Genomic DNA, 18,100 nt, shown 5'->3' with positions numbered 1-18,100 from the left:
GGTAACCCGGCCGGCCCTCGCGACATCGCGCCAGGCGGGTCGGGCGTACGCCGGGTGTCAGCGCCGGTCGGCGACCATCACCCGGCTCTTGCCGAGCGACCTGTGGTGGCGGGTCGGGGTCGCCAGCGCCTTCGCCACCTGGAACAGGTCATCGTCGCGCGTGACGGTGTAGCCGTGCCGTCCGAGCAGGCTCGCCATCGCGGCGGGTGTCCAGGTCGAGCGCCACGGCTCGTCCGCCCAGACGCTGCGGCGGCGGGTGGACGCGGCCAGGGCCCGGGCCGCGAGGCGGCCGAACGTCGCGACCGTGGAGGGCAGCTGGAAGTTGACGATCAACCGGCTGTCCGGCGCCGAACAGGCGGCGACCGTGCTGACGGTGGCGGCGACCTCCGCCCTGGTCAGATATGGGACGACGCCCTCCCAGACCCAGGTCGTGGCCTGGTCGACCCGGTGGCCGGCGGCCGCGAGCGCCTGGTCCAGCCGGTCCCGGCCGAAGTCCACCGGAACGTACGTCGGCGGGGTGCCGGACAGGTCCGCGGCGCGGTCGCGCTTGTCCTGCTGCGAGGCGGGCTGGTCGACTTCGAAGACCGCCACACCGGCGAGTTCCGGTATCCGCCACGCGCGGCCGTCCAGTCCGGCGCCGAGCACCACCAGCTGAGGGCTGGGATCGGCGCGGATGGCGTCGTCGATGGCGACCGTCCGGGGTGCCATCAGTTCGGCGGCGGCCCGGACCGACTCGTAGTCGACTCGCTGCCGCCACTCCTGGGGTGCGGCACCCTCGCGTACCCGTTCGACGGCCTCCCGCTCGCCGGGACGCAGGAGGCGCGCGGCCGTCGGGTCGGCGAACCGGCCGGAAGCGATCAAGCCGTCCGCGGCGGCGCGGCCCTGGCAGACCAGAATCGCCGTACGGCTCGCCCGCAGCGTCGTGGACATCGCCCCAGGCTAGCCTCGCGTGGGCTCGGGGAGCGCTGACAAATGTCACGGCCCGAGATCGCGGTGGCGCTTCGACCGCCCGCCCGGTGTGGGGCGGACCTGCTCGCCGTCGGGGCGGGCACCGCATCCGTACCCCTTGCTATGAATCGACAAAACTCATTACATTGACCGGCGGGCGCCGCCCCAGGGCGGCTGCATGTCACGCCCGAGCCGGGCATTTCCCGTACGCATCGTCGCGTCGGCACGCGAGGTCTTCACAGCTCCGTACCGCCGGTCACCGGCCGGTGGTCCGCCCGAGAGGACCCCGATGAGGATCTCCCGCACCCGTTTCACCCCGCTCATCGCGGCCGCGGCCACCCTGGTCGCCGCCGCCGTCGTCATCCCGCTGGCCGCCGGATCCGCCACCGCCGCCCAGGGGTGCCGGATCGACTACCTGCCGAACGAGTGGTCCGGCGGCTTCACCGCCACGGTCCGCGTCGCCCCCGGCGACACCCCGGTCAACGGCTGGACGGTCACCTGGACGTACCCCGGTGACCAGCGGATCACCAGCGGCTGGAATGCCGTGGTCAGCCAGTCCGGCAAGACCGTCACCGCCCGCAACGCGGACTGGAACGGCAGCGTGCCGGCTGGCGGCAGCACCGAGTTCGGCGTCCAGGGCACGGCCAGCACGACCGGCCAGGCCCCGACCGGCTTCGCGCTCAACGGCGTGGCCTGCAACGGCGCGCCGGTCCCGACCACCGCTCCGCCGACGAACAGCCCGCCGCCGACGACCTCGCCGAGCGCTTCCACCCCGCCGACGACCTCGCCGAGCCCTTCCGCCCCGCCGACGACCAGGCCGCCCTCGCCCACCCCGACCCCGCCGCCGCCGGGCTGTGGCAGCGGGGTGCTCTGCGACGGCTTCGAGAACCAGACCGGGTCCACCCCGGCGGGTGACTGGAGCGTGGCCCAGCCGGACTGCTCCGGGACCGGTTCGGCCGTCGTGGACACCAGCACGGTCCACGCCGGCAGCCGGTCGATCCGGATCAACGGCGCGGGTGGCTACTGCAACCACGTCTTCGTCCGGTCCAACCGTGACCTCAGCTCGCTCGGCACGCTGCGCTACGGGCGGGTCTGGGTGCGGCACACCACCGCGCTCCCGGCCGACCACGTGACCCTGCTCGCCATGACCGACACCGCGGACGGCAACCGGGACCTTCGAATGGGCGGCCAGAACGGTGCTCTGCAGTGGAACCGGGCCTCTGACGACGCCACCCTGCCCGAGCAGAGCCCGGCCGGGGTGGCGCTGAGCGTGCCGCTGCCCACCGGACGCTGGTCGTGTGTGGAGTTCATGGTGGACGGGAACACCGGACAGTTGCGTACCTGGTTGGACGGAGCCGCGGTCGCCGGCCTCACCGCCGACGGCGTACCCACCCACGACATCGACGGGCAGTGGTACAACCGCACCTGGCGGCCCCGGCTCACCGACCTCAAGCTCGGCTGGGAGAGCTACGGCGGGGCGGCTGACACGCTCTGGTTCGACGACGTGGCGCTCAGCGCCAACAAGATCGGCTGCTGATCGGCCCGGGCCGGGCGATCCGTGTTCGGGTGGCCCGGCCCGTGGCCGATCATCAACCGTTCATCGGGGATTGCGGCCCGGTTTCCGTCCGGGGCCTGTACGGCGTAGCGGATCACCGCCAGACTGGGGCGCGATCGGAAACGACGCCGATCGATATATTGTCGCCTCAGGACAGGGAGGATCCCCTTGACCACGCTCGCGACCCCGCGTCCCGCCACCCGCGTACGCCGCGTTCTCGGCGCGTTCGCGCTACTCACGGCCATGGTCGCCACCGGGCTCGTCGGCCCGTCGGTGGTCTCCACCAAGCTTGCCGACCCGGCCCACGCCGCCGTCTACAGCTCCTGCACGATGACCCGCTGCGCGGACGCCCGCACCGCGCGCTCCGGCTGGTCCGGTAAGGGCTTCCCGACCAGCCGCGGCTGGTACTCCTGGAGCGGCGGGCAGTACAACTACGCCGGCGGCCAGTTCTTCAACCGTGAGGGTCAGCTCCCCGCCAACGCCACCTACTACGAGTACGACGTCTACCCGCGCGCCAACGGCGCCGCCCGTGACGCGTACCGGATCGTGGTCAACAAGAGCACCGGGGTCACCTGGTTCTCGCCCGACCACTACGTGAACTTCTACCGGATCTGACCGTGACACCATGTGGGTCGGGCCGCCCGACGGCCCGACCCGCCCGAGGCGTACTGGAGGGGGGAGGGACGGATGGCAGCCCAGCCGCACCCGCCGTCCTGGCTCGCGTTCGACACCGGAGCGCCGGCCGACCCGGGCGAGGTCGTCCTCGCCGGGACGGCGGCCCGCACCCGCGCCGGTCTCTTCGACGCGCTGGCCACGGCCCTCGCCCTGCCCGACTGGTTCGGGCGCAACTGGGACGCGCTCGCCGACGTGCTGGCCGACCGGCTCGACGCCGGCCCACTGGCCCTGGTCGTCAGCGACGCGGCGGAACTTCTGGCCGACGAGCCGCCCGCGCAGCTCGGCACCTTCCTCGACGTGCTGGGCGGGGTCGCCGCCGGTGGGCACCAGCCGCTGCGGCTGGTGCTGCGGGACCGGGCGCAACGGCTGCCCGCCGTGCGGCAGCGGATCGCGTCGGCTCTCGCCGGTGCCGCCGTCCCGCCCGGCGCTCCGGCCGTCCCACCGGACGACAGGCGCACCGACGGACCAACCCGACGGTGACCCCGCCCGCTCAGTTCGGCCGGTCGAGGATCGCGCTGAACCGCTCCTCGGCCAGATCGAGCTGGGCGAAGATGTGTTGCTTCACCGGTGCGGACAGCGGCGTGTCCGGCCGGGCGATGAGGTCCCGGAAGACCGGCACCAGCGGCCGGTACTTGGCGGCCGACCGGGCCACCTTCGGCCCGACCGTGTGGATCACACCCACCCCGTTGTCGGTGAAGTCCGACATCTTGATCACCCGGGCCCACGGCTCCCGGTCGAGGCTCGCCGCGACGTGCTCCCGGTACTGGACGTGCCGGTCGCGTCCCGGGTCGTACGCCGGGTTGGTGACCGCGCCGACCAGCCGGGCCACCCGCGGGCCGAACCGGTCGGCCAGCACGGCCAACGCCGCGGCCGTCGGATCGTCGCCGCCGGCTCCGGGCGGCTGCGCGGGGTCAGGCGCACCGAGCTGGCGCTGTCCCAGGTCGGCCAGCTCCACCGGATGGTCCTCCGCCGCGTCGTGCAAGAGGCCCGCCACGATCACGTCCACGTCCCGCACCTGATAGTGGTGCATCATGCGGATCGCCACCCGCAGCAGGTGGTTGAGGTACGGCTCGCGGACCCGCCGGTCGTCGCGGTGCAGCTCGGCGGCGAGGTCGAGGGCCGCGGTGAGTCGTTCCCGCGCGGCGGCGTCGAACGCCCGGATCTCCAGTCGGAACCGTGCCAGCAGTCCCGGTTCACCGTGGATCTCGGTGATCGCGTGCATCGGCATGGTGGCCAGGTAGGCGGGGAACTCCATGCGTTCCTTATAACTGATCTTCGCCGGCCGGCGGGACCCGCCGTCGGTCATCCGACGGCCGTCGCCGCCGAGGCGCGCGAACAGGCGTACGGCCGCAACCCGCGCCAGTACCGGCGGAGCGCCGGCCCGCCGGGTGACAATCGGCGGATGGACCGGGTGCTGAACCTGCTGGTGACGTTGCCGCCGGCCCTGGTCCTGTCCCTGGTCTTCCTGTTCCCGGCGCTGGAGGCGTCGACCTTCCTCGGGCTGGTCGTGCCGGGGGAGGTGGCGGTGCTGGTCGGTGGCGTGCTCGCCCACGAGGGGCGGCTGCCGCTGTGGGCCGTGATGGTGGCCGCGATCGCCGGCGCGGCCCTCGGCGACCAGGCCGGCTACCTCGTCGGCCGCCGGTACGGTCACCGGCTGCTCGACCGGGCGCCCCACCGGCTCGTCCGACCCGACGACGTACGCCGAGGGCTTGCGCTGATCCGTCGCCGGGGCTCCTTCGCGGTGGTGCTCGGCCGCTGGGTGGCGGCGCTGCGTGCGCTGGTGCCCGGACTGGCCGGGATGAGTGGCATGTCGCGCCGCGCCTTCACCGTCGCGAACGTCACCGGCGGCGCGCTCTGGGCGGTGACGGTGGCCGTGCTGGGCTACGTGTTCGGGGCGTCGTACCGGCTGCTGGAGCGGCGGCTCGGTTGGGGCGGCGAGGCGCTGCTGGCCCTGGTGGTGCTGCTGATACTGGTCCGGCTGATCCGGGCCCGCCGCGCGCGGAAGGCGTCCGCCGGGTTGTCCTGACTCGGCCCGGCACCGCCCGAGGGCGACCGCCTGCCCAGGTCGCCGGTCGCCAGGGCCAGGCGCCGCCAGCGGGACGTACCCGGGCCGGGCCGGCGCCCCGAGGGGACGCCGGCCCGGTCGCGGACGGTGGGTCAGCCGCTGATCTTCCCGGTGCCGGCCCCGGCGGTCACCGCGGACTTCACCGTGCTCGCGGCGTCCAGGGTGTACGCGTAGGGGATGGCCGCGACGCTGCCGGCGGTCTGCGGCGTGCCGGAGTTGACGAACACGTTGTTGCGCTGGACCAGGTTGCCGACGGGCGAGGAGCCCTCGCCGACGTGGGTGGGGTCGGTCATGTTCTCGAAGTAGTTCCCCTCGACCAGCACCCCGGCGTTGCAGGTGGTGGCGACGCCGTAGCTGTACGACGGGTTGGCGGTGTTCACGTAGTAGTTGTTGAACACGTGCACGGGGTTGCCGAACCGGACCCGCGGGTTGCGCTGGAAGCAGTTGCTGAACACGTTGTGGTGGTAGGTCACCTTCAGCTTGCCGGTGTCCTCGCCGGAGTTGCTGTCGCTGTGCCCGACCAGGGAGCACTTCACGTGGTCGTGCAGCCGGTTCCAGGAGGCGGTGACGAAGTTCGACCCGTGGGTGACGTCCAGCAGGCCGTCGTAGTAGTCGGTGCCGTGGCTGGTGTCGCTGGACAGGTCGTTGTGGTCGATCCAGATGTTGGTGGAGTTGTCGAGGTGGACGGCGTCGCCGTTGCCGACGCTCGCCGGCACCTTGGCGATGTTCAGGTTGCGGACGATGATGTTGCGCGCGTCACGCAGGTTGAGCCCGCAGCCGGTCAGCCCGGAGCCGGCGCCGACCCCGATGACCGTCTTGTTCGAGCCGACCCGGATCTCGGTCGAGCAGTTGAAGTTCCCGCTGACCCGCACGGTGGTCGCCGTGTCGCCGTTGACCGCGTTGGCCAGGGCCGTCGCGTCGGTCACCGTGACCGTGCCGCCGCCGGCCCCGCCGGTGGTGCCGCCGTTCTGGGTGGCCCAGCCGACCAGCCCGGTGGCGGGCGGCGGGGCGGAGGTCGGCGGTGGCGTGGGCGACCTGGTCGGGGAGGCGGTCGGTGACGAGGAGGTCGGCGGCGTGGTCGGGGTGCCGCCGACGCCGTCCACCGTGACGTCGTCGAAGACCGCGCCGGCGTACGCGGTGACCAGCACGATCCGGCCGGCGGAGTACGCGGTGTCGGTGCCGGAGGCGACCTGGGTGCCGTTGACGAAGCCCTTGATCGTGCTGCCGCTGGCCTCGATCCGCAGCGTGTACCAGGTGCCGGTGGACACGGTCAGCGTGGCGGAGCCGAGCACGGTGAGCTGGCTGCCGTTGACCATCTGGAGTTCGGCCCGGTTGGCGTTGGTCAGCGCCAGCCGGTACATCTTCGTGGCGCTGGTGGACCGGGACGCCAGCCCGACCAGCCGGTTGCTGCCGTTGAACGACAGCGGCTTGACCCGGGCCTGGACCTGGTAGTCGGTCCAGCTGGTCTGGCCGGCGAAGGCGCGGGCCAGCTCGCTGGTGTTGTTGCTCTGCTGGTACGCCGGGGTGCCGTCGGTGACCACCGACCAGTCCCCGCCGGACTTGGACCAGCCGTCGGCGTTGCCGTCGTCGAAGTTGTCGCCGAACAGGGTGGCCGCCGCGGCGTTGCCGGTCATCGTGACGGCGAGCAGCAGGGCGGTGAGGCCGGCGCCGGCTGTGGCCAGCGCCGCCCGGTGGTGGTGTCGGAGTCGCACGGTGCTTCCTCCTGTGGTGGTGGGTGTGGTGGGGGACGGGCGGCCGTGGGGCGGCCGCCGTGACCCGGGGCACCACGCGCGACGGGCGCGGGCCCGGGGGTCAGCGGAGTAGCCGGCCGGCGCCGGCGAGGATGTCGACGGCGGGCGGTACCAGGGGTGCCGGCAGGACGGGTGCGGCGCGCAGGGTGGGCGTCCAGCCGGCGTCGCCGCCGAGGTCCGGGTCGTGTGCCGCGTTGTACGCCCCGAGCAGGTCGACCGGCCGCACCGGGCCGTTGCCGCGGCGCAGCCAGCTGCCCCGCTCGGTCAGCGCCGTGCCGCCCCAGTCCCGGATCAGGTCGGCCGGGTCGATGTCGTCGGCCAGGGTGAAGAAGTTGTTCTCCGCGAAGATCGCGGACTGGACGCCGACGCCGAGGGCGTACTCGAAGCCGGGGCCGCGGAGGCGGTAGTGGTTGTTGTAAACGTCGACCTGGCCGAACCGGACCCGGGGCAGCCGTTGCAGGTCCCCGTCGAAGAGGTTGTGGTGCACGGTGACCTTGAGCCGGTCGACATCTGGCCCGACGGTGTTGGACGAGCCGATCAGCATGAGTTTGTCCCGGCCGGCGAACCGGTTCCAGGCGGCGGTGACCAGGCTGGCGGTGTGGGTGACGTCCAGCGACCCGTCGTGCACCTGGTAGGGGCGGCCGAAGTAGCTGGGCTGGCCGCTGTCGGGGTTGTCGCCGTCGGTGAAGGTGTTGTGGTCGACCCAGACGTGCTCGCTGCGGCGGACCGAGAGGTTGTCGTACTGGGAGTTCCAGTTCCCGGTGTCGCCGTCGGTGGGGGACCAGGCCGGGAAGCAGTCCCGGGCGTCGTCGAAGGCGAGGTTGCGGACGATCACGTTGCTGACCCGGTCGACCATCAGGGTCAGCCCGGTGAGCCGGGCGCCACCCAGCCCGATGATCGTGGTGTTCGAGCCGACGTTGATCTGGGTCTGCCGGGTCTGGTTGGCCACCGACCGGGCCCGGGCCTCCTCCAGCGGGCCGCTCGGATCCACCCGTCCCCACACACCCGGGTCGTACGCGGCGAGGTAGGCGTCGAGCGAGTAGCCGGGGTCGGCCAGACCGGCGCAGTCGAGCAGGGTGCCGTCGGGGCGTTCGAAGCCGTCGATGAGACCGTCGACGTAGACGATCTTTGGGGTGGCGTCGGTGGCGTTGCGGGCGTTGTCGCCGCCGAGCGCCGCGACCAGTTCGGCGCGGGTGCGCACGACGTGGATCCGGTCGGGGGCGGCGGCCGCGCCGCCGGTGGTGCCGGGGCCCTCGGCGGCCCATCCGTCGTTCGCCGGCAACGCCTGGCGGCCGAGCTGCCGGGCGGCCCAGGACAGTGCCGGTCCGGCCGGGGCGGCCGGCGCGGGTGTGGCGGCGGCGGTGATCGCGAGCGTGGCGGCGAGGAGCGCGGCGCCGACTGCTGTTGTTCGCATGACTCGTTCCGTCCTGTCAGCTTTCGATGGCCGATAGCTGCGACGGTAGAGTTATATATTTACAACAGTCAATGCGTATGATGTGCAGGTTTGTTGCAGTTTTCCCGTGCGTGCGGCGTCGCCCCGGCGGTACGCGGCGGGAATGGCGGTCGTCTGTCCGGATCGCCCCGGACCCGGCCGGGCCGGGTTTGCACTACCGTTGCGGCACCTCCCCGGCCAGCCCGTCCACCCGGTACGGCGGGACCGCCCACGGCACCCCCAGCTCCGACGGCAGCGCCCCGGACTTCGCCGCCCGGCGCAGCAGCGCGTTGACGCCCCGGACGCGCAGCACCCGCTGCGGAGCGTCGCCGACGGCGTCCACCAGGTCGCCGCCGAGCAGCGCCGGCTCGGGCGCGTCCCGCAGCGCGGTGAGCACCGCGGTGAACGGCGCGGTGCGCGCCAGCGGCGCGATCAGCGGCACCCCGGCCGCACGGTGGTCGAGCAGGTTCTCCAGCAGCCCCCGCCGGCCGGGCACCGGACGCGGCTCCGGCTCGCCCGGCAGCCACAGCCGGTCGGTCGGGTACTCCAGCACCGCCCGTCCCCGGGCGCCGGTGACCACCACCTCGCCGGCCACGAAGTCCTCGCCGGCCAGGGTGACCGCGGCCAGCACCGGTGGCCCGGTCCGCGGCGTCACCCGCAGCACGGCGGTGTCGTCCACCTCGATCGGCCGCACCCGGTAGCGCTCCACCTCGATCCGGTCCGGTGCGACCGGCGACCCGGCCACCGCCTCGGCGACCGCGAGGCACTGCATCACCGCGTGCGCGAGCGGGTTGGCGAGGGCGCCGTCGAGCACCGGCCGGCCGTCGAGGGTCCGTCGACCGGCCCAGGGGGAGCGGGCGTAGTAGGCGTCGGGGCGCTGCCAGGCGGCGACGGTGGCGATGCCGCCGACCGGACCGAGCCGGCCGGCGGCGACCGCGGCGGTCAGTTCGGCCAGCGCCGCCGAGCCGAGCGCCTGGAAGCCGACCTGCACGGCCCGGCCGGTCTCCGCCGCCGCGGCGGCCAGGATCCGGTGTTCGGCCAGGTCGAGCACCGGTGGCTTCTCCAGCAGCAGGTCCGCGCCGGCGCCCAGCGCGTCCAGGGCGATCGGCAGGTGGGTGTGCGGCGGGGTGCAGATCACCACGACGTCGGGGCGTACGGCGGCGAGCATCGCCCGATGGTCGGTGCCGACCGCCGCGTCCGGCGGGACCGGGGCGGCCGGCTCGTCCTCCAGCGGCCGGACGTCGACCAGACCGGCCAGGCGCAGCCGGCCCGCGGCGTGCAGCGCGGCGATCGCCCGCCGGTGCCAGCGGCCGTGCCCGTTCGCCCCGACCAGCACCACCCGGGGCACCCCGCCGTCGCCGCCCCGGGCGGTCATCCGGCACCGGCCAGGGTGGCGCGTACGCCGTGCTGTTCCAATGCGGTCAGCCAGCCGACCACGTCGGCGCGCACCTCGTCGTCGGCGGCCAGCTCGGCGGGGAAGACCTCGCGCAGGGCGAACAGCGCGTCGACCACCCCGGCGGGGGTGTCCCGTCCGGCGGCGAGGGCGGCCCGGATCCGCCCGGCGAGCGGGTCGTCCAGCGGCAGCGGGCGGCCGTCGTCGGCGTACCCGAGGAGGAAACGCAGCCAGGCGGCGACGACGAGGGTGCCCCACCGGGCCGACCGGCCGGCGGCACGCAGGTCGGTGATGGTGTGCAGCACCCGCTGCGGCAGCTTCTGCGAGCCGTCCATGGCGATCTGCAGGGTGCGGTGCCGGATCGCCGGGTTGGCGAACCGGGCGAGCGCCTGCTCCCCGTAACCGGGCACGGAGACGCCGGGGGGCGGGGTGAAACTCGGCGCGATGTCCTCGGCGACCAACCGGCGCAGCACGGTGTCCAGGTGCGGCAGGGCGAGCGCGTCGGTGACGGTCTCCGCGCCGGCCAGGGCACCCAGGTAGGCGGTGGCCGAGTGCACGCCGTTGAGGGCGCGCAGCTTCAGCCGCTCCCACGGGCCGGCGTCGTCGGTGAGGACGGCCCCGGCCTGGTCCCAGGCGGGCCGCCCCCCGGGGAAGTCGTCCTCGATCACCCACTGCGAGTACGGCTCGGCGGCCACCGCGGCCAGGTCGGCCACCCCGAGCGCCCGCCGGGCGGCGGTCAGCGTGTCCGGGGTGCTGGCCGGCACGATCCGGTCCACCATGGTGCCGGGGAAGCTGACCTGCGCCTCGATCCAGCCGGCCGGGCCGTCGGGCACCCGGGCCAGCGCGAGGGCCTGGGTCACCAGGCCGCGCAGCCGCCGCCCGTTGGCGGGCAGGTTGTCGCAACTGACCAGGGCGAGTGGGCCGGCGTCGGCGGCGGCCCGGGCGAGCAGCCCGCGCACCAGCAGCCCCGGCACGGTCCGTGGCGGACGGTCGGTGGTGAGGTCGGCGACGAGGTCCGGGTCCGCGCGCAGCTCTCCGGTGACCGGGTCGAGCTGGTACGCCTTCTCGGTCACCGTCAACGTCACCACCCGGATCGCCGGGTCGGCGAGCAGGCCCACCACGGCGGCCGGGTCGCTGGCCGCGTGCCGTACCCCGGCCAGCGCGCCGACCACCCGCGTGGCGGCGCCGTCGGCGGCGAGGGTGGTGACGCTGAACAGGGCGTCCTGCGCGGCGAGGGCCTCGACCACGTCGGTGCTGCGCGGCGCGACACCGATGATGCCCCAGTCCCCGCCGGCCGCGCCGACCGCCGCCTCGGTGTGCACCGCCTGGTGGGCCCGGTGGAACGCGCCGAGCCCGAGGTGGACGATGCCGGCCGGCACGGTGCCGGGGCGCAGCAGCGGCCGGCAGTCGACGGGCAGCCGGCGCAGGGCGGCCAGGCCGAGTCGGTCGGTGTCCATGCTCACCGCCATGCCGGGCCGTCCGGGAAGCGGAACCGCGCGATCGACTCCGGCCGCATGGTGCTGCTGTAACCGGGCGCGGTGGGCAGCAGGTAGCGCCCGCCCCGGGTGCGCACCGGGTCGACGAAGTGCTCGTGCAGGTGGTCGACGTACTCGACCATCCGGCCGTCGAGACTGGTGCCGACCCGGAGGAAGTCGAAGGCCGCCAGGTGCTGGACGTACTCGCAGAGTCCGACGCCGCCCGCGTGCGGGCAGACCGGCACCCCGAACTTGGCGGCCAGCAGCAGCTCGGCGAGGACCTCGTCGACCCCGCCGACCCGGCAGGCGTCGACCTGCATGACACCGACCGCCTCGGCCTGCAGAAGCTGCTTGAAGATCACCCGGTTGGCGGCGACCTCGCCGGTGGCGACCCGGCACCGGCCGTCGGTCAGGTCGGTGACCGCCCGCGCGATCCGGGCGTGACCGAGCACGTCGTCGGCGTGCGTGGGCTCCTCGATCCAGTACGGGTCGACCTCGGCCAGCGCGGTCATCGCGGTGATCGCCTCGTCGACGTCCCACACCTGGTTGGCGTCCATCATCAGCAGCGCGTCCGGGCCGATCTCGGCCCGGATGATCCGGGCCCGGCGCAGGTCGTCGTCGAGCGGGCCGCCCACCTTCATCTTCATCGCCCGCCACCCCTGGTCGTACGCCGCGCGGGTCAGCGTCCGCACCTTGTCGTCCGGGTAGCCGAGCCAGCCGACCGAGGTGGTGTACGAAGGCAGACCCGTCTGCTCGAGCTCCGCGAGCCGGTCGTCCCATCCGACCAATCCCTTGTCGAGGATGGCCGCCGCCTCGTCGGGGGTGAGCGCGTCGCTGATGTGGCGGAAGTCGACGCTGGCCACCAGCTCGTCGGTGGGCAGCTCGGCGAGGTACCGCCACATGGGCTTGCCGGCCAGCTTGGCACGCAGGTCCCAGACCGCGTTGACCAGCGCCCCGGCGGCCATGTGGATGACCCCCTTCTCCGGGCCGAGCCAGCGCAGCTGCACGTCGGCGGTGAGCGACCGCCAGAACGCCACCGGCTCGGCGGCGATCTCCGCGACCGTCCGGCCGCGTACGTGATGGGCCAGGGCGTGCACGGCCGCGCAGGTGATCTCGTTGCCCCGGCCGTTGGTGAAGGTGAACCCGGCCCCGATCGGCCCCTCGTCGGTCACCAGCTCGACGTACGTGGCCGAGTAGTCGCCGCGGTTGATCGCGTCCGAGCCGTCGCCGGTGGCGGCGGTGGGGAACCGCACGTCGTGCACGGTGACGTCGGTGATGGTGGTCATGCGTTTCCCCCGAACTTGAAGACTCGCTTCGGCAGCCGGTACGCCAGGTCGACGATGGTCTCGGCGGCCTCGTCGGCGGGCAGCCGGTGCTCGGCGACCAGCCGGGCCAGGAAGCCGGCGTCGATCCGGCGGGCCACGTCGTGACGCACCGGGATGGAACAGAACGCGCGGGTGTCGTCGACGAACCCGGCGGTGTTGTAGAAGCCGGCGCTCTCGGTCACCGTCTCCCGGAACCGGCGCAGCACCTCCGGCGAGTCCAGGAACCACCAGGGGGCGCCGAGATACAGCGCCGCGTACCCGCCGGCGAGCGGGGCGAGTTCCCGGGTGAAGGTGTCCTCGTCCAGGGTGTAGAGCACCACTCGCAGCCGCGGGTCGTTGCCGTACGCGTCGAGCAGCGGGGCGAGCCCGTGCACGTACTCGGTGGCCTGTGGCACGTCGCCGCCGACGTCGCGGCCGTGCCGGGCGTACAGCCTGCGGTTGTGGTTGCGCACCGCGCCCGGGTGCAGCTGCAGCACCAGGCCGTCGTCGAGGGACATCCGGGCGAACTCCAGCAGCATGTGCGCCCGGAACGCCTCGGCGTCGGCGGCGTCGGCCAGGCCGCGCCGGCCCCTGTCGTAGAGCGCCGCCGCCTCGGCCTGGCTCAGCGCCAGGGTACGGGCGGTCGGGTGCCCGTGGTCGGAGGAGGTGGCGCCGGCCGCGACGAACGCCGCCCGGCGTTGCCGCAGGGCGGCCAGGTAGCCGGCGTACGTGCCGGTGTCCTCGCCGGAGACCTCGGCGAGCCGGTCCACGTTGGCCGACCAGTTGTCGAACTCCATGTCCACCACGTCGTCCGGGCGGAACGTGGTGACCACCCGCCCGCCGGGCCCGCCCCAGCCGTCGGCGGCGAGCTTGGCGTGCTGGGCGAGGTCGTCCAGCGGGGACTCGGTGGTGGCGAGCACCTCGATGCCGAACCGCTCGAACAGCGCCCGGGGCCGGAACTCCGGTTCGGCGAGGCGGGCGGCCAGCTCGTCGTAGATCGCGTCGGCGGTGGCCGGGGAGAGCGCGGTGTCCACCCCGAACACCGTGCGGAAGGTCTGCTCCAGCCAGAGCCGGGACGGGGTGCCCCGGAACAGGTGCCAGTGCGCGGCGAAGCGCCGCCAGATGGTCCGCCCGTCGGTCTCGGCCGGGCTGCCGTCGATGGTGGGCACGCCGAGGTCGGCGGGCGGCACACCCTGGCTGAGCAGCATCCGGGTGAGGTAGTGGTCGGGCACGACGAGCAGCCGGGCCGGGTCGGGGAACGGGCGGTCCTCGGCCAGCAGGGCGGGGTCGACGTGCCCGTGCGGGGAGATGATCGGTTGCTCGGCCGCCAGGGCGTACAGCTCGCGTGCGAGGGCGCGCTGGCCGGGCTCGGCGGGCAGGAGCAAATCGCTGCGGGAAACGATCGGCACGGGGGTGGACTCCTCGGTCAGGGCAGGGTGAGCAGGTCGGCGACGCGTACGGGCGCGCCGGTGTCCAGCGAGCGGTTGGCGGCCAGGCCGGTGAGCAGCGCGAGCGCCCCGTCGTACGCGGTGGCGGCCCGGTCGAGCGGGTCGGGCTGGCCGCCCAGCAGCACCCGGGTCATCCGGGCGTCCGCGCCGCCGTGCCCCTGCCTCGTCCAGCCCTCCACCGGGATCGGCACCGGCGGCGCCCAGAACGGCCGCAGGGTGAGCCGGGCCTCGCCGCGCTCCACCGCGGCCTCGTCGCCGTGCAGCGCGGCGCCCTTGAGCGCCCCGGCGCCGGCCGGGCTGACGTGGTCGCTCTCGGTGACCTCCAGCTCGAGGCGACCCTGGCTGCCGTTGATCATGACCCGGTAGCCCTCCCACGGCGCGTACGCGGTCAGGTGGTAGGTCATGGTCGCGCCGGAGGAGTAGCGGGCCAGCACGGCGAGGTCGTCCTCGATCGTCACCCCGGGGGCGAACACGTTGCGGTCGCGGTGGTAGCCGTCCTCGGACTCGGCGTCGAGGTAGAGCTCGCGCAGCCGGGGGTGCTCGGCCAGCCGCAGGGCGAACGGATCGTCCTCGGCGGCGGGGGAGCGGTGCGCCCGCTCGTAGTCGCGGGCGTAGCCGTGCCGGCGGCCGGTGTCGCCGTAGAAGAACAGCCGGCCGGCCGCGTGCACCTCGACCGGGCGGGCGTCCAGCCACCAGTTGACCAGGTCGAAGTGGTGGCTGGCCTTGTGTACCAGCAGCCCGCCGGAGGTGGCCTTGTCGCGGTGCCAACGGCGGAAGTAGTCGGCGCCGTGGCGCACGTCGAGCAGCCACTCGAAGTGCACCGAACCGATCTCGCCGACCGCCCCGTCGGCGAGCATCCGCCGGAGGAGTTCGTGTAGCGGGTTGTAGCGGTAGTTGAAGGCGACGGTGACCCGCCGGCCGGTCTCGGCCACCGCGTCGAGGATCCGCCGGCAGCGCGGCGCGTCGACGGTCATGGGCTTCTCGGCGACCACGTCGCAGCCGGCCCGCAGGGCGGCCACCACGTACTCGTCGTGGGTGACGTCCACGCTGGTCACCAGCACCACGTCCACCCGCTCCTTGGCCAGCATCGCGGCGAAGTCCGCGGCCCGGTACGTGGGCACCGGCGGGTGGCCCAGCTCGACCAGCCACCGGTTGTGCGCGTCCATCCGGGCCTGGTTGACGTCCGCGAGGGCGACCAGTTCGGCGGTGTCGGCGTGGTCGAGGGCGAGGGCGCGGACGAACATCTCGGCCCGCGCTCCGGCCCCGACCAGGGCGTGACGGACCCGTTCCCGGGCGGGTGGTGACATCTGTCGGCCTCCCCGGCGTCGCTGCAAAGGTTTGCAGCGACGAAACCACGCCGGTGAAGACTCCGTCAACGGCGGCAATCAAAGCCGTCGTATTCACGCTGGTTTAGGGGGATTGAAGGGTGCGCCGGAAGCGGCTCTGTACTCCAGCCGTAACAATCGGCCGTTGACACTGGAGCAACCGTTTGCATTAATTGGCCGCACCTACGTGACCGCCGCCACACCGACGAGGGAGCCCGCCGTGCCAGCCACCATCCGGGACGTCGCCCGCGCCTCGGGGGTGCACATCTCCACCGTCTCCCGGGCGTTCTCGGCGCCGCACCTGGTCAACCCGGAGACCCGGGTCCGCGTGCTGGCCTGCGCGGAGGACCTCGGCTACCGGCCCAACCGGGCCGCACGGGCCCTCATCACCGGGCGTACGCACAACATCGGGCTGATCGTGGCCGACATCGCCAACCCGTTCTTCCCGCCCCTGATCAAGGCGGCCGAGGGGCAGGCCAGGTACCGCGACTACCACGTCTTCGTCGCCGACACCAGTGAGGACGCCTCCGCCGAGGAGGAACTGGTCCACGCCCTGGCCAAGCAGGTCGACGGGGTGCTGCTGTGCAGCCCCCGAATGAGCAACAGCCTGATCGAGCAGGTCAGCCGGGAGGTCCCGGTGGTGGTGATCAACCGGCTGGTCGCGGGCCTGCCCTGCGTGATGATGGACGTCGGGCAGGGCGCCCGGGCCGCTGTGGAGCACCTGCTCGGCCTGGGCCACCGGCAAATCGCGCTGCTCGGCGGTCCGCGCGGCTCGTGGACCAACCGGGAGATCCGCCGGGCGGCCGGCGTCGCCGCCCGGGCCGGCGGCGCGGAGCTGACCGTTCTCGGCCCCAACCACCCCACCGAGGAGGGCGGCCGGACCGTGGCCGAGCAGGTCCGCCGCAGCGGAGTCACCGCCGTGCTCGCCTACAACGACCTGATGGCGATCGGCCTGATCGAGGGGCTCGACGCGCTCGGGCTGCGGGTCCCGGAGGACGTCAGCGTCATCGGCGTCGACGACATCACGCTGAGCCGGCTCACCCGCCCCAAGTTGACGACGGTGGCCACGCCGACCGCGGCCGCCGGCCGGACGGCCGTCGACATGTTGCTGCAACACGACCCCGACGCGTCCCGCGGCGCCCGGGGACGTGGTGCGGCAGCCGGCGACCGTCGCACCACCGCACAGGTAATGCTCCAGACCGAACTGGTCGTCCGCGACTCGACCGGGCCCGTCCCACCGCCCGGCCGGAACGCCCCCGGTGCCTGACGTGCTGGCCCGGGCCCGCATCGCCGTGCGGACCCGGGCGGCCCGTGGACGGCCACCGGTGACGTCGTCGCCTCCCACAGCCGAGGAGTGAGCGCAGATGCACCCCGCAACATCCCCCACCACCGGCACACCCGCCGGGCGGAACCACGGTACTCCCCTGACCCGACGTCGATTCGTGCGCGGCCTGGCCGCCGTGGCGCTGGCCGTACCCCTGGCCCTCGGCGCGGCCGGCTGCGGCGGCGACGACGAGGCCGCCGCCGACGGCCCGGTCAAGCTCTCCATCTTCTGGTGGGGCGGCGAGGCCCGGGCCAAGCTCACCGAGGACGCCCTCGCCCTCTACACCAGGAAACACCCCAACGTGACCTTCGAGAAAACCTGGCAGGCCAACCAGGGCTACTTCGACAAGCTCGCCACCCTGACCGCCGGCGGCAACCCGCCCGACCTGTTCCAGATCGACGACAACTACCTCGCCGAGTACGCCGGCCGCAGCACCACCCTCGACCTGACCAGCTACAAGGACTCCGGCAAGCTGGAGCTGTCGAAGTTCCCCGAGAGCCTGTGGCAGTACGGCGTGGTCGACGGCAAGCTCGCCGGCATCGCCTCGGGAGAGAACACCCAGGGCCTGGTCTACAACAAGACCCTGCTGGAGAAGAACGGCCTGCCCGAGCCCACCACCGGGATGAGCTGGGAGGAGCACATCGCCTGGGCCGAGCAGGTGGCGAAGAAGACCAAGGTGCCCGGCACCCAGGACCCGAGCGCCGACTACAAGGCGTTCTGGGTCTGGCTGCGCCAGCAGGGCAAGGACCTCTACCAGGGCAAGGAACTCGGCTTCACCGCCGAGGACGTGACCAAGTGGTTCGAGCTGTGGAAGGGCGCCCGGGACCGCGGTGCCACCCCGACCCCGGACGTCATCCACGAGGGCAACGCCACCGACATCACCAAGCAGCTGGTGGTCACCGGCAAGGCGGCCACCAGCTGGGTCTGGGCCAACCAGATGCCGGACCTGAAGAAGAACACCAAGGACGAGCTCGGTGTGATCGCGTACCCGGGCGACCCGAGCGCGCAGTGGGCTCGGGCCTCGATGTACTGGTCGGTGTTCGAGGGCAGCAAGCACAAGGACGTCGCGGTCGACGTGATCAACTTCATGAACAACGACCCGGAGGCGGTCGCCCTGCTCGGCACCGACCGCGGCCTGCCGTCCAACCTCGACCTGCGGGCCAAGGTCAGCGAGACGGCCACCGACCCGGCGATGAAGCTCTCCATCCAGGTCGAGTCCGAGCTCGCGCAGAAGTTCGGCTCGTCGCCGCAGGTGCCGATCAAGGGGCACAGCAAGATCCGGTCCGAGCTCACCAAGGCCGCCGAGAACGCCCAGTACGGCCGGGCCACCCCGGCCGAGGCCGCCGCCCAGTTCATCGACGCCTGCAAGGCCGCGATCGGCTGACCTGACGGCCGACGGAAAGGA

At 73.4% G+C, this 18,100-nt stretch carries 15 protein-coding genes; 6 read left to right on the top strand and 9 right to left on the bottom strand.

Annotation, left to right across the window (positions count from 1 at the left end; all coding sequences use genetic code 11):
* Positions 1 to 57: 57 nt before the first annotated feature.
* On the bottom strand, positions 58 to 930 hold the full coding sequence (locus ACIRG9_RS15640; protein WP_402855543.1) for a class I SAM-dependent methyltransferase: 873 nt from the start codon (positions 928 to 930) through the stop codon (positions 58 to 60).
* Between the two features lie 307 nt (positions 931 to 1,237).
* Here ACIRG9_RS15640 and ACIRG9_RS15635 point away from each other — a divergent pair, with 307 nt between their 5' ends.
* The 3 genes from ACIRG9_RS15635 to ACIRG9_RS15625 all read left to right on the top strand — a co-directional run bounded on the left by ACIRG9_RS15635 (position 1,238) and on the right by ACIRG9_RS15625 (position 3,658).
* Positions 1,238 to 2,485, top strand: coding sequence for a cellulose-binding domain-containing protein (locus ACIRG9_RS15635; RefSeq protein ID WP_402855540.1), 1,248 nt, complete (start codon positions 1,238 to 1,240; stop codon positions 2,483 to 2,485).
* Positions 2,486 to 2,746: 261 nt separating this feature from the next.
* On the top strand, positions 2,747 to 3,118 hold the full coding sequence (locus tag ACIRG9_RS15630) for a ribonuclease domain-containing protein (RefSeq protein ID WP_402856078.1): 372 nt from the start codon (positions 2,747 to 2,749) through the stop codon (positions 3,116 to 3,118).
* 72 nt (positions 3,119 to 3,190) lie between these two features.
* Positions 3,191 to 3,658: a barstar family protein gene (locus tag ACIRG9_RS15625; protein ID WP_402855537.1), complete on the top strand. Its 468-nt coding sequence runs from the start codon at positions 3,191 to 3,193 to the stop codon at positions 3,656 to 3,658.
* A gap of 10 nt (positions 3,659 to 3,668) precedes the next feature.
* Here ACIRG9_RS15625 and ACIRG9_RS15620 read toward each other — a convergent pair whose 3' ends face one another.
* A complete protein-coding gene (locus ACIRG9_RS15620; protein WP_402855534.1) occupies positions 3,669 to 4,433 on the bottom strand; it encodes a phosphohydrolase in 765 nt (254 codons plus the stop codon).
* Between the two features lie 147 nt (positions 4,434 to 4,580).
* On the opposite strand from ACIRG9_RS15620, the gene ACIRG9_RS15615 reads away from it, so the two are divergent.
* Positions 4,581 to 5,204 carry a DedA family protein gene (locus ACIRG9_RS15615; RefSeq protein WP_402855531.1) on the top strand — a complete coding sequence of 208 codons (624 nt, stop codon included), beginning with the start codon at positions 4,581 to 4,583 and terminating at the stop codon, positions 5,202 to 5,204.
* Positions 5,205 to 5,335: 131 nt separating this feature from the next.
* Here ACIRG9_RS15615 and ACIRG9_RS15610 read toward each other — a convergent pair whose 3' ends face one another.
* The 7 genes from ACIRG9_RS15610 to ACIRG9_RS15580 all read right to left on the bottom strand — a co-directional run bounded on the left by ACIRG9_RS15610 (position 5,336) and on the right by ACIRG9_RS15580 (position 15,353).
* The gene (locus ACIRG9_RS15610; RefSeq protein ID WP_402855529.1) at positions 5,336 to 6,955 is read right to left on the bottom strand and encodes a family 16 glycoside hydrolase; all 1,620 of its coding nucleotides are present in this window, start codon (positions 6,953 to 6,955) and stop codon (positions 5,336 to 5,338) included.
* Between the two features lie 100 nt (positions 6,956 to 7,055).
* Complete coding sequence (locus tag ACIRG9_RS15605) at positions 7,056 to 8,408, bottom strand: polysaccharide lyase family 1 protein (RefSeq protein ID WP_402855526.1); 1,353 nt, start codon at positions 8,406 to 8,408, stop codon at positions 7,056 to 7,058.
* A gap of 193 nt (positions 8,409 to 8,601) precedes the next feature.
* Complete coding sequence (locus tag ACIRG9_RS15600) at positions 8,602 to 9,801, bottom strand: Gfo/Idh/MocA family protein (protein ID WP_402855523.1); 1,200 nt, start codon at positions 9,799 to 9,801, stop codon at positions 8,602 to 8,604.
* Complete coding sequence (locus ACIRG9_RS15595; RefSeq protein WP_402855521.1) at positions 9,798 to 11,276, bottom strand: mannitol dehydrogenase family protein; 1,479 nt, start codon at positions 11,274 to 11,276, stop codon at positions 9,798 to 9,800. The genes ACIRG9_RS15600 and ACIRG9_RS15595 overlap by 4 nt, the downstream gene beginning before the upstream one ends.
* A 2-nt stretch (positions 11,277 to 11,278) precedes the next feature.
* Positions 11,279 to 12,580, bottom strand: coding sequence for an enolase C-terminal domain-like protein (locus ACIRG9_RS15590; RefSeq protein WP_402855518.1), 1,302 nt, complete (start codon positions 12,578 to 12,580; stop codon positions 11,279 to 11,281).
* Positions 12,577 to 14,007 (bottom strand): glucuronate isomerase, encoded by a 1,431-nt coding sequence (uxaC, locus tag ACIRG9_RS15585; RefSeq protein WP_402855515.1) that lies wholly within the window; start codon positions 14,005 to 14,007, stop codon positions 12,577 to 12,579. Before uxaC ends, ACIRG9_RS15590 begins: the two co-directional genes overlap by 4 nt.
* Positions 14,008 to 14,024: 17 nt before the next feature.
* Positions 14,025 to 15,353 (bottom strand): Gfo/Idh/MocA family protein, encoded by a 1,329-nt coding sequence (locus ACIRG9_RS15580; protein WP_402855513.1) that lies wholly within the window; start codon positions 15,351 to 15,353, stop codon positions 14,025 to 14,027.
* A gap of 238 nt (positions 15,354 to 15,591) precedes the next feature.
* On the opposite strand from ACIRG9_RS15580, the gene ACIRG9_RS15575 reads away from it, so the two are divergent.
* The gene (locus ACIRG9_RS15575; protein ID WP_402855510.1) at positions 15,592 to 16,638 is read left to right on the top strand and encodes a LacI family DNA-binding transcriptional regulator; all 1,047 of its coding nucleotides are present in this window, start codon (positions 15,592 to 15,594) and stop codon (positions 16,636 to 16,638) included.
* Positions 16,639 to 16,735: 97 nt separating this feature from the next.
* The gene (locus tag ACIRG9_RS15570) at positions 16,736 to 18,079 is read left to right on the top strand and encodes an ABC transporter substrate-binding protein (protein WP_402855507.1); all 1,344 of its coding nucleotides are present in this window, start codon (positions 16,736 to 16,738) and stop codon (positions 18,077 to 18,079) included.
* Positions 18,080 to 18,100 lie beyond the last annotated feature (21 nt).

The organism is Micromonospora sp. NPDC093277 (genome assembly GCF_044765245.1).
GTDB lineage: Bacteria > Actinomycetota > Actinomycetes > Mycobacteriales > Micromonosporaceae > Micromonospora.
The sequence above is the reverse complement of the archived record's forward strand: the minus strand, read 5'-3'. Positions and strand labels throughout refer to the sequence as shown.

What these genes read in the sequence shown, in the direction of transcription:
- ACIRG9_RS15640 (WP_402855543.1), bottom strand. Translation starts at nt 930, where the DNA reads ATGTCCACGACGCTGCGGGCGAGCCGTACGGCGATTCTGGTCTGCCAG.
- ACIRG9_RS15635 (WP_402855540.1), top strand. Translation starts at nt 1,238, where the DNA reads ATGAGGATCTCCCGCACCCGTTTCACCCCGCTCATCGCGGCCGCGGCC.
- ACIRG9_RS15630 (WP_402856078.1), top strand. Translation starts at nt 2,747, where the DNA reads ATGGTCGCCACCGGGCTCGTCGGCCCGTCGGTGGTCTCCACCAAGCTT.
- ACIRG9_RS15625 (WP_402855537.1), top strand. Translation starts at nt 3,191, where the DNA reads ATGGCAGCCCAGCCGCACCCGCCGTCCTGGCTCGCGTTCGACACCGGA.
- ACIRG9_RS15620 (WP_402855534.1), bottom strand. Translation starts at nt 4,433, where the DNA reads ATGGAGTTCCCCGCCTACCTGGCCACCATGCCGATGCACGCGATCACC.
- ACIRG9_RS15615 (WP_402855531.1), top strand. Translation starts at nt 4,581, where the DNA reads ATGGACCGGGTGCTGAACCTGCTGGTGACGTTGCCGCCGGCCCTGGTC.
- ACIRG9_RS15605 (WP_402855526.1), bottom strand. Translation starts at nt 8,408, where the DNA reads ATGCGAACAACAGCAGTCGGCGCCGCGCTCCTCGCCGCCACGCTCGCG.
- ACIRG9_RS15600 (WP_402855523.1), bottom strand. Translation starts at nt 9,801, where the DNA reads ATGACCGCCCGGGGCGGCGACGGCGGGGTGCCCCGGGTGGTGCTGGTC.
- ACIRG9_RS15595 (WP_402855521.1), bottom strand. Translation starts at nt 11,276, where the DNA reads ATGGACACCGACCGACTCGGCCTGGCCGCCCTGCGCCGGCTGCCCGTC.
- ACIRG9_RS15590 (WP_402855518.1), bottom strand. Translation starts at nt 12,580, where the DNA reads ATGACCACCATCACCGACGTCACCGTGCACGACGTGCGGTTCCCCACC.
- ACIRG9_RS15580 (WP_402855513.1), bottom strand. Translation starts at nt 15,353, where the DNA reads ATGTCACCACCCGCCCGGGAACGGGTCCGTCACGCCCTGGTCGGGGCC.
- ACIRG9_RS15570 (WP_402855507.1), top strand. Translation starts at nt 16,736, where the DNA reads ATGCACCCCGCAACATCCCCCACCACCGGCACACCCGCCGGGCGGAAC.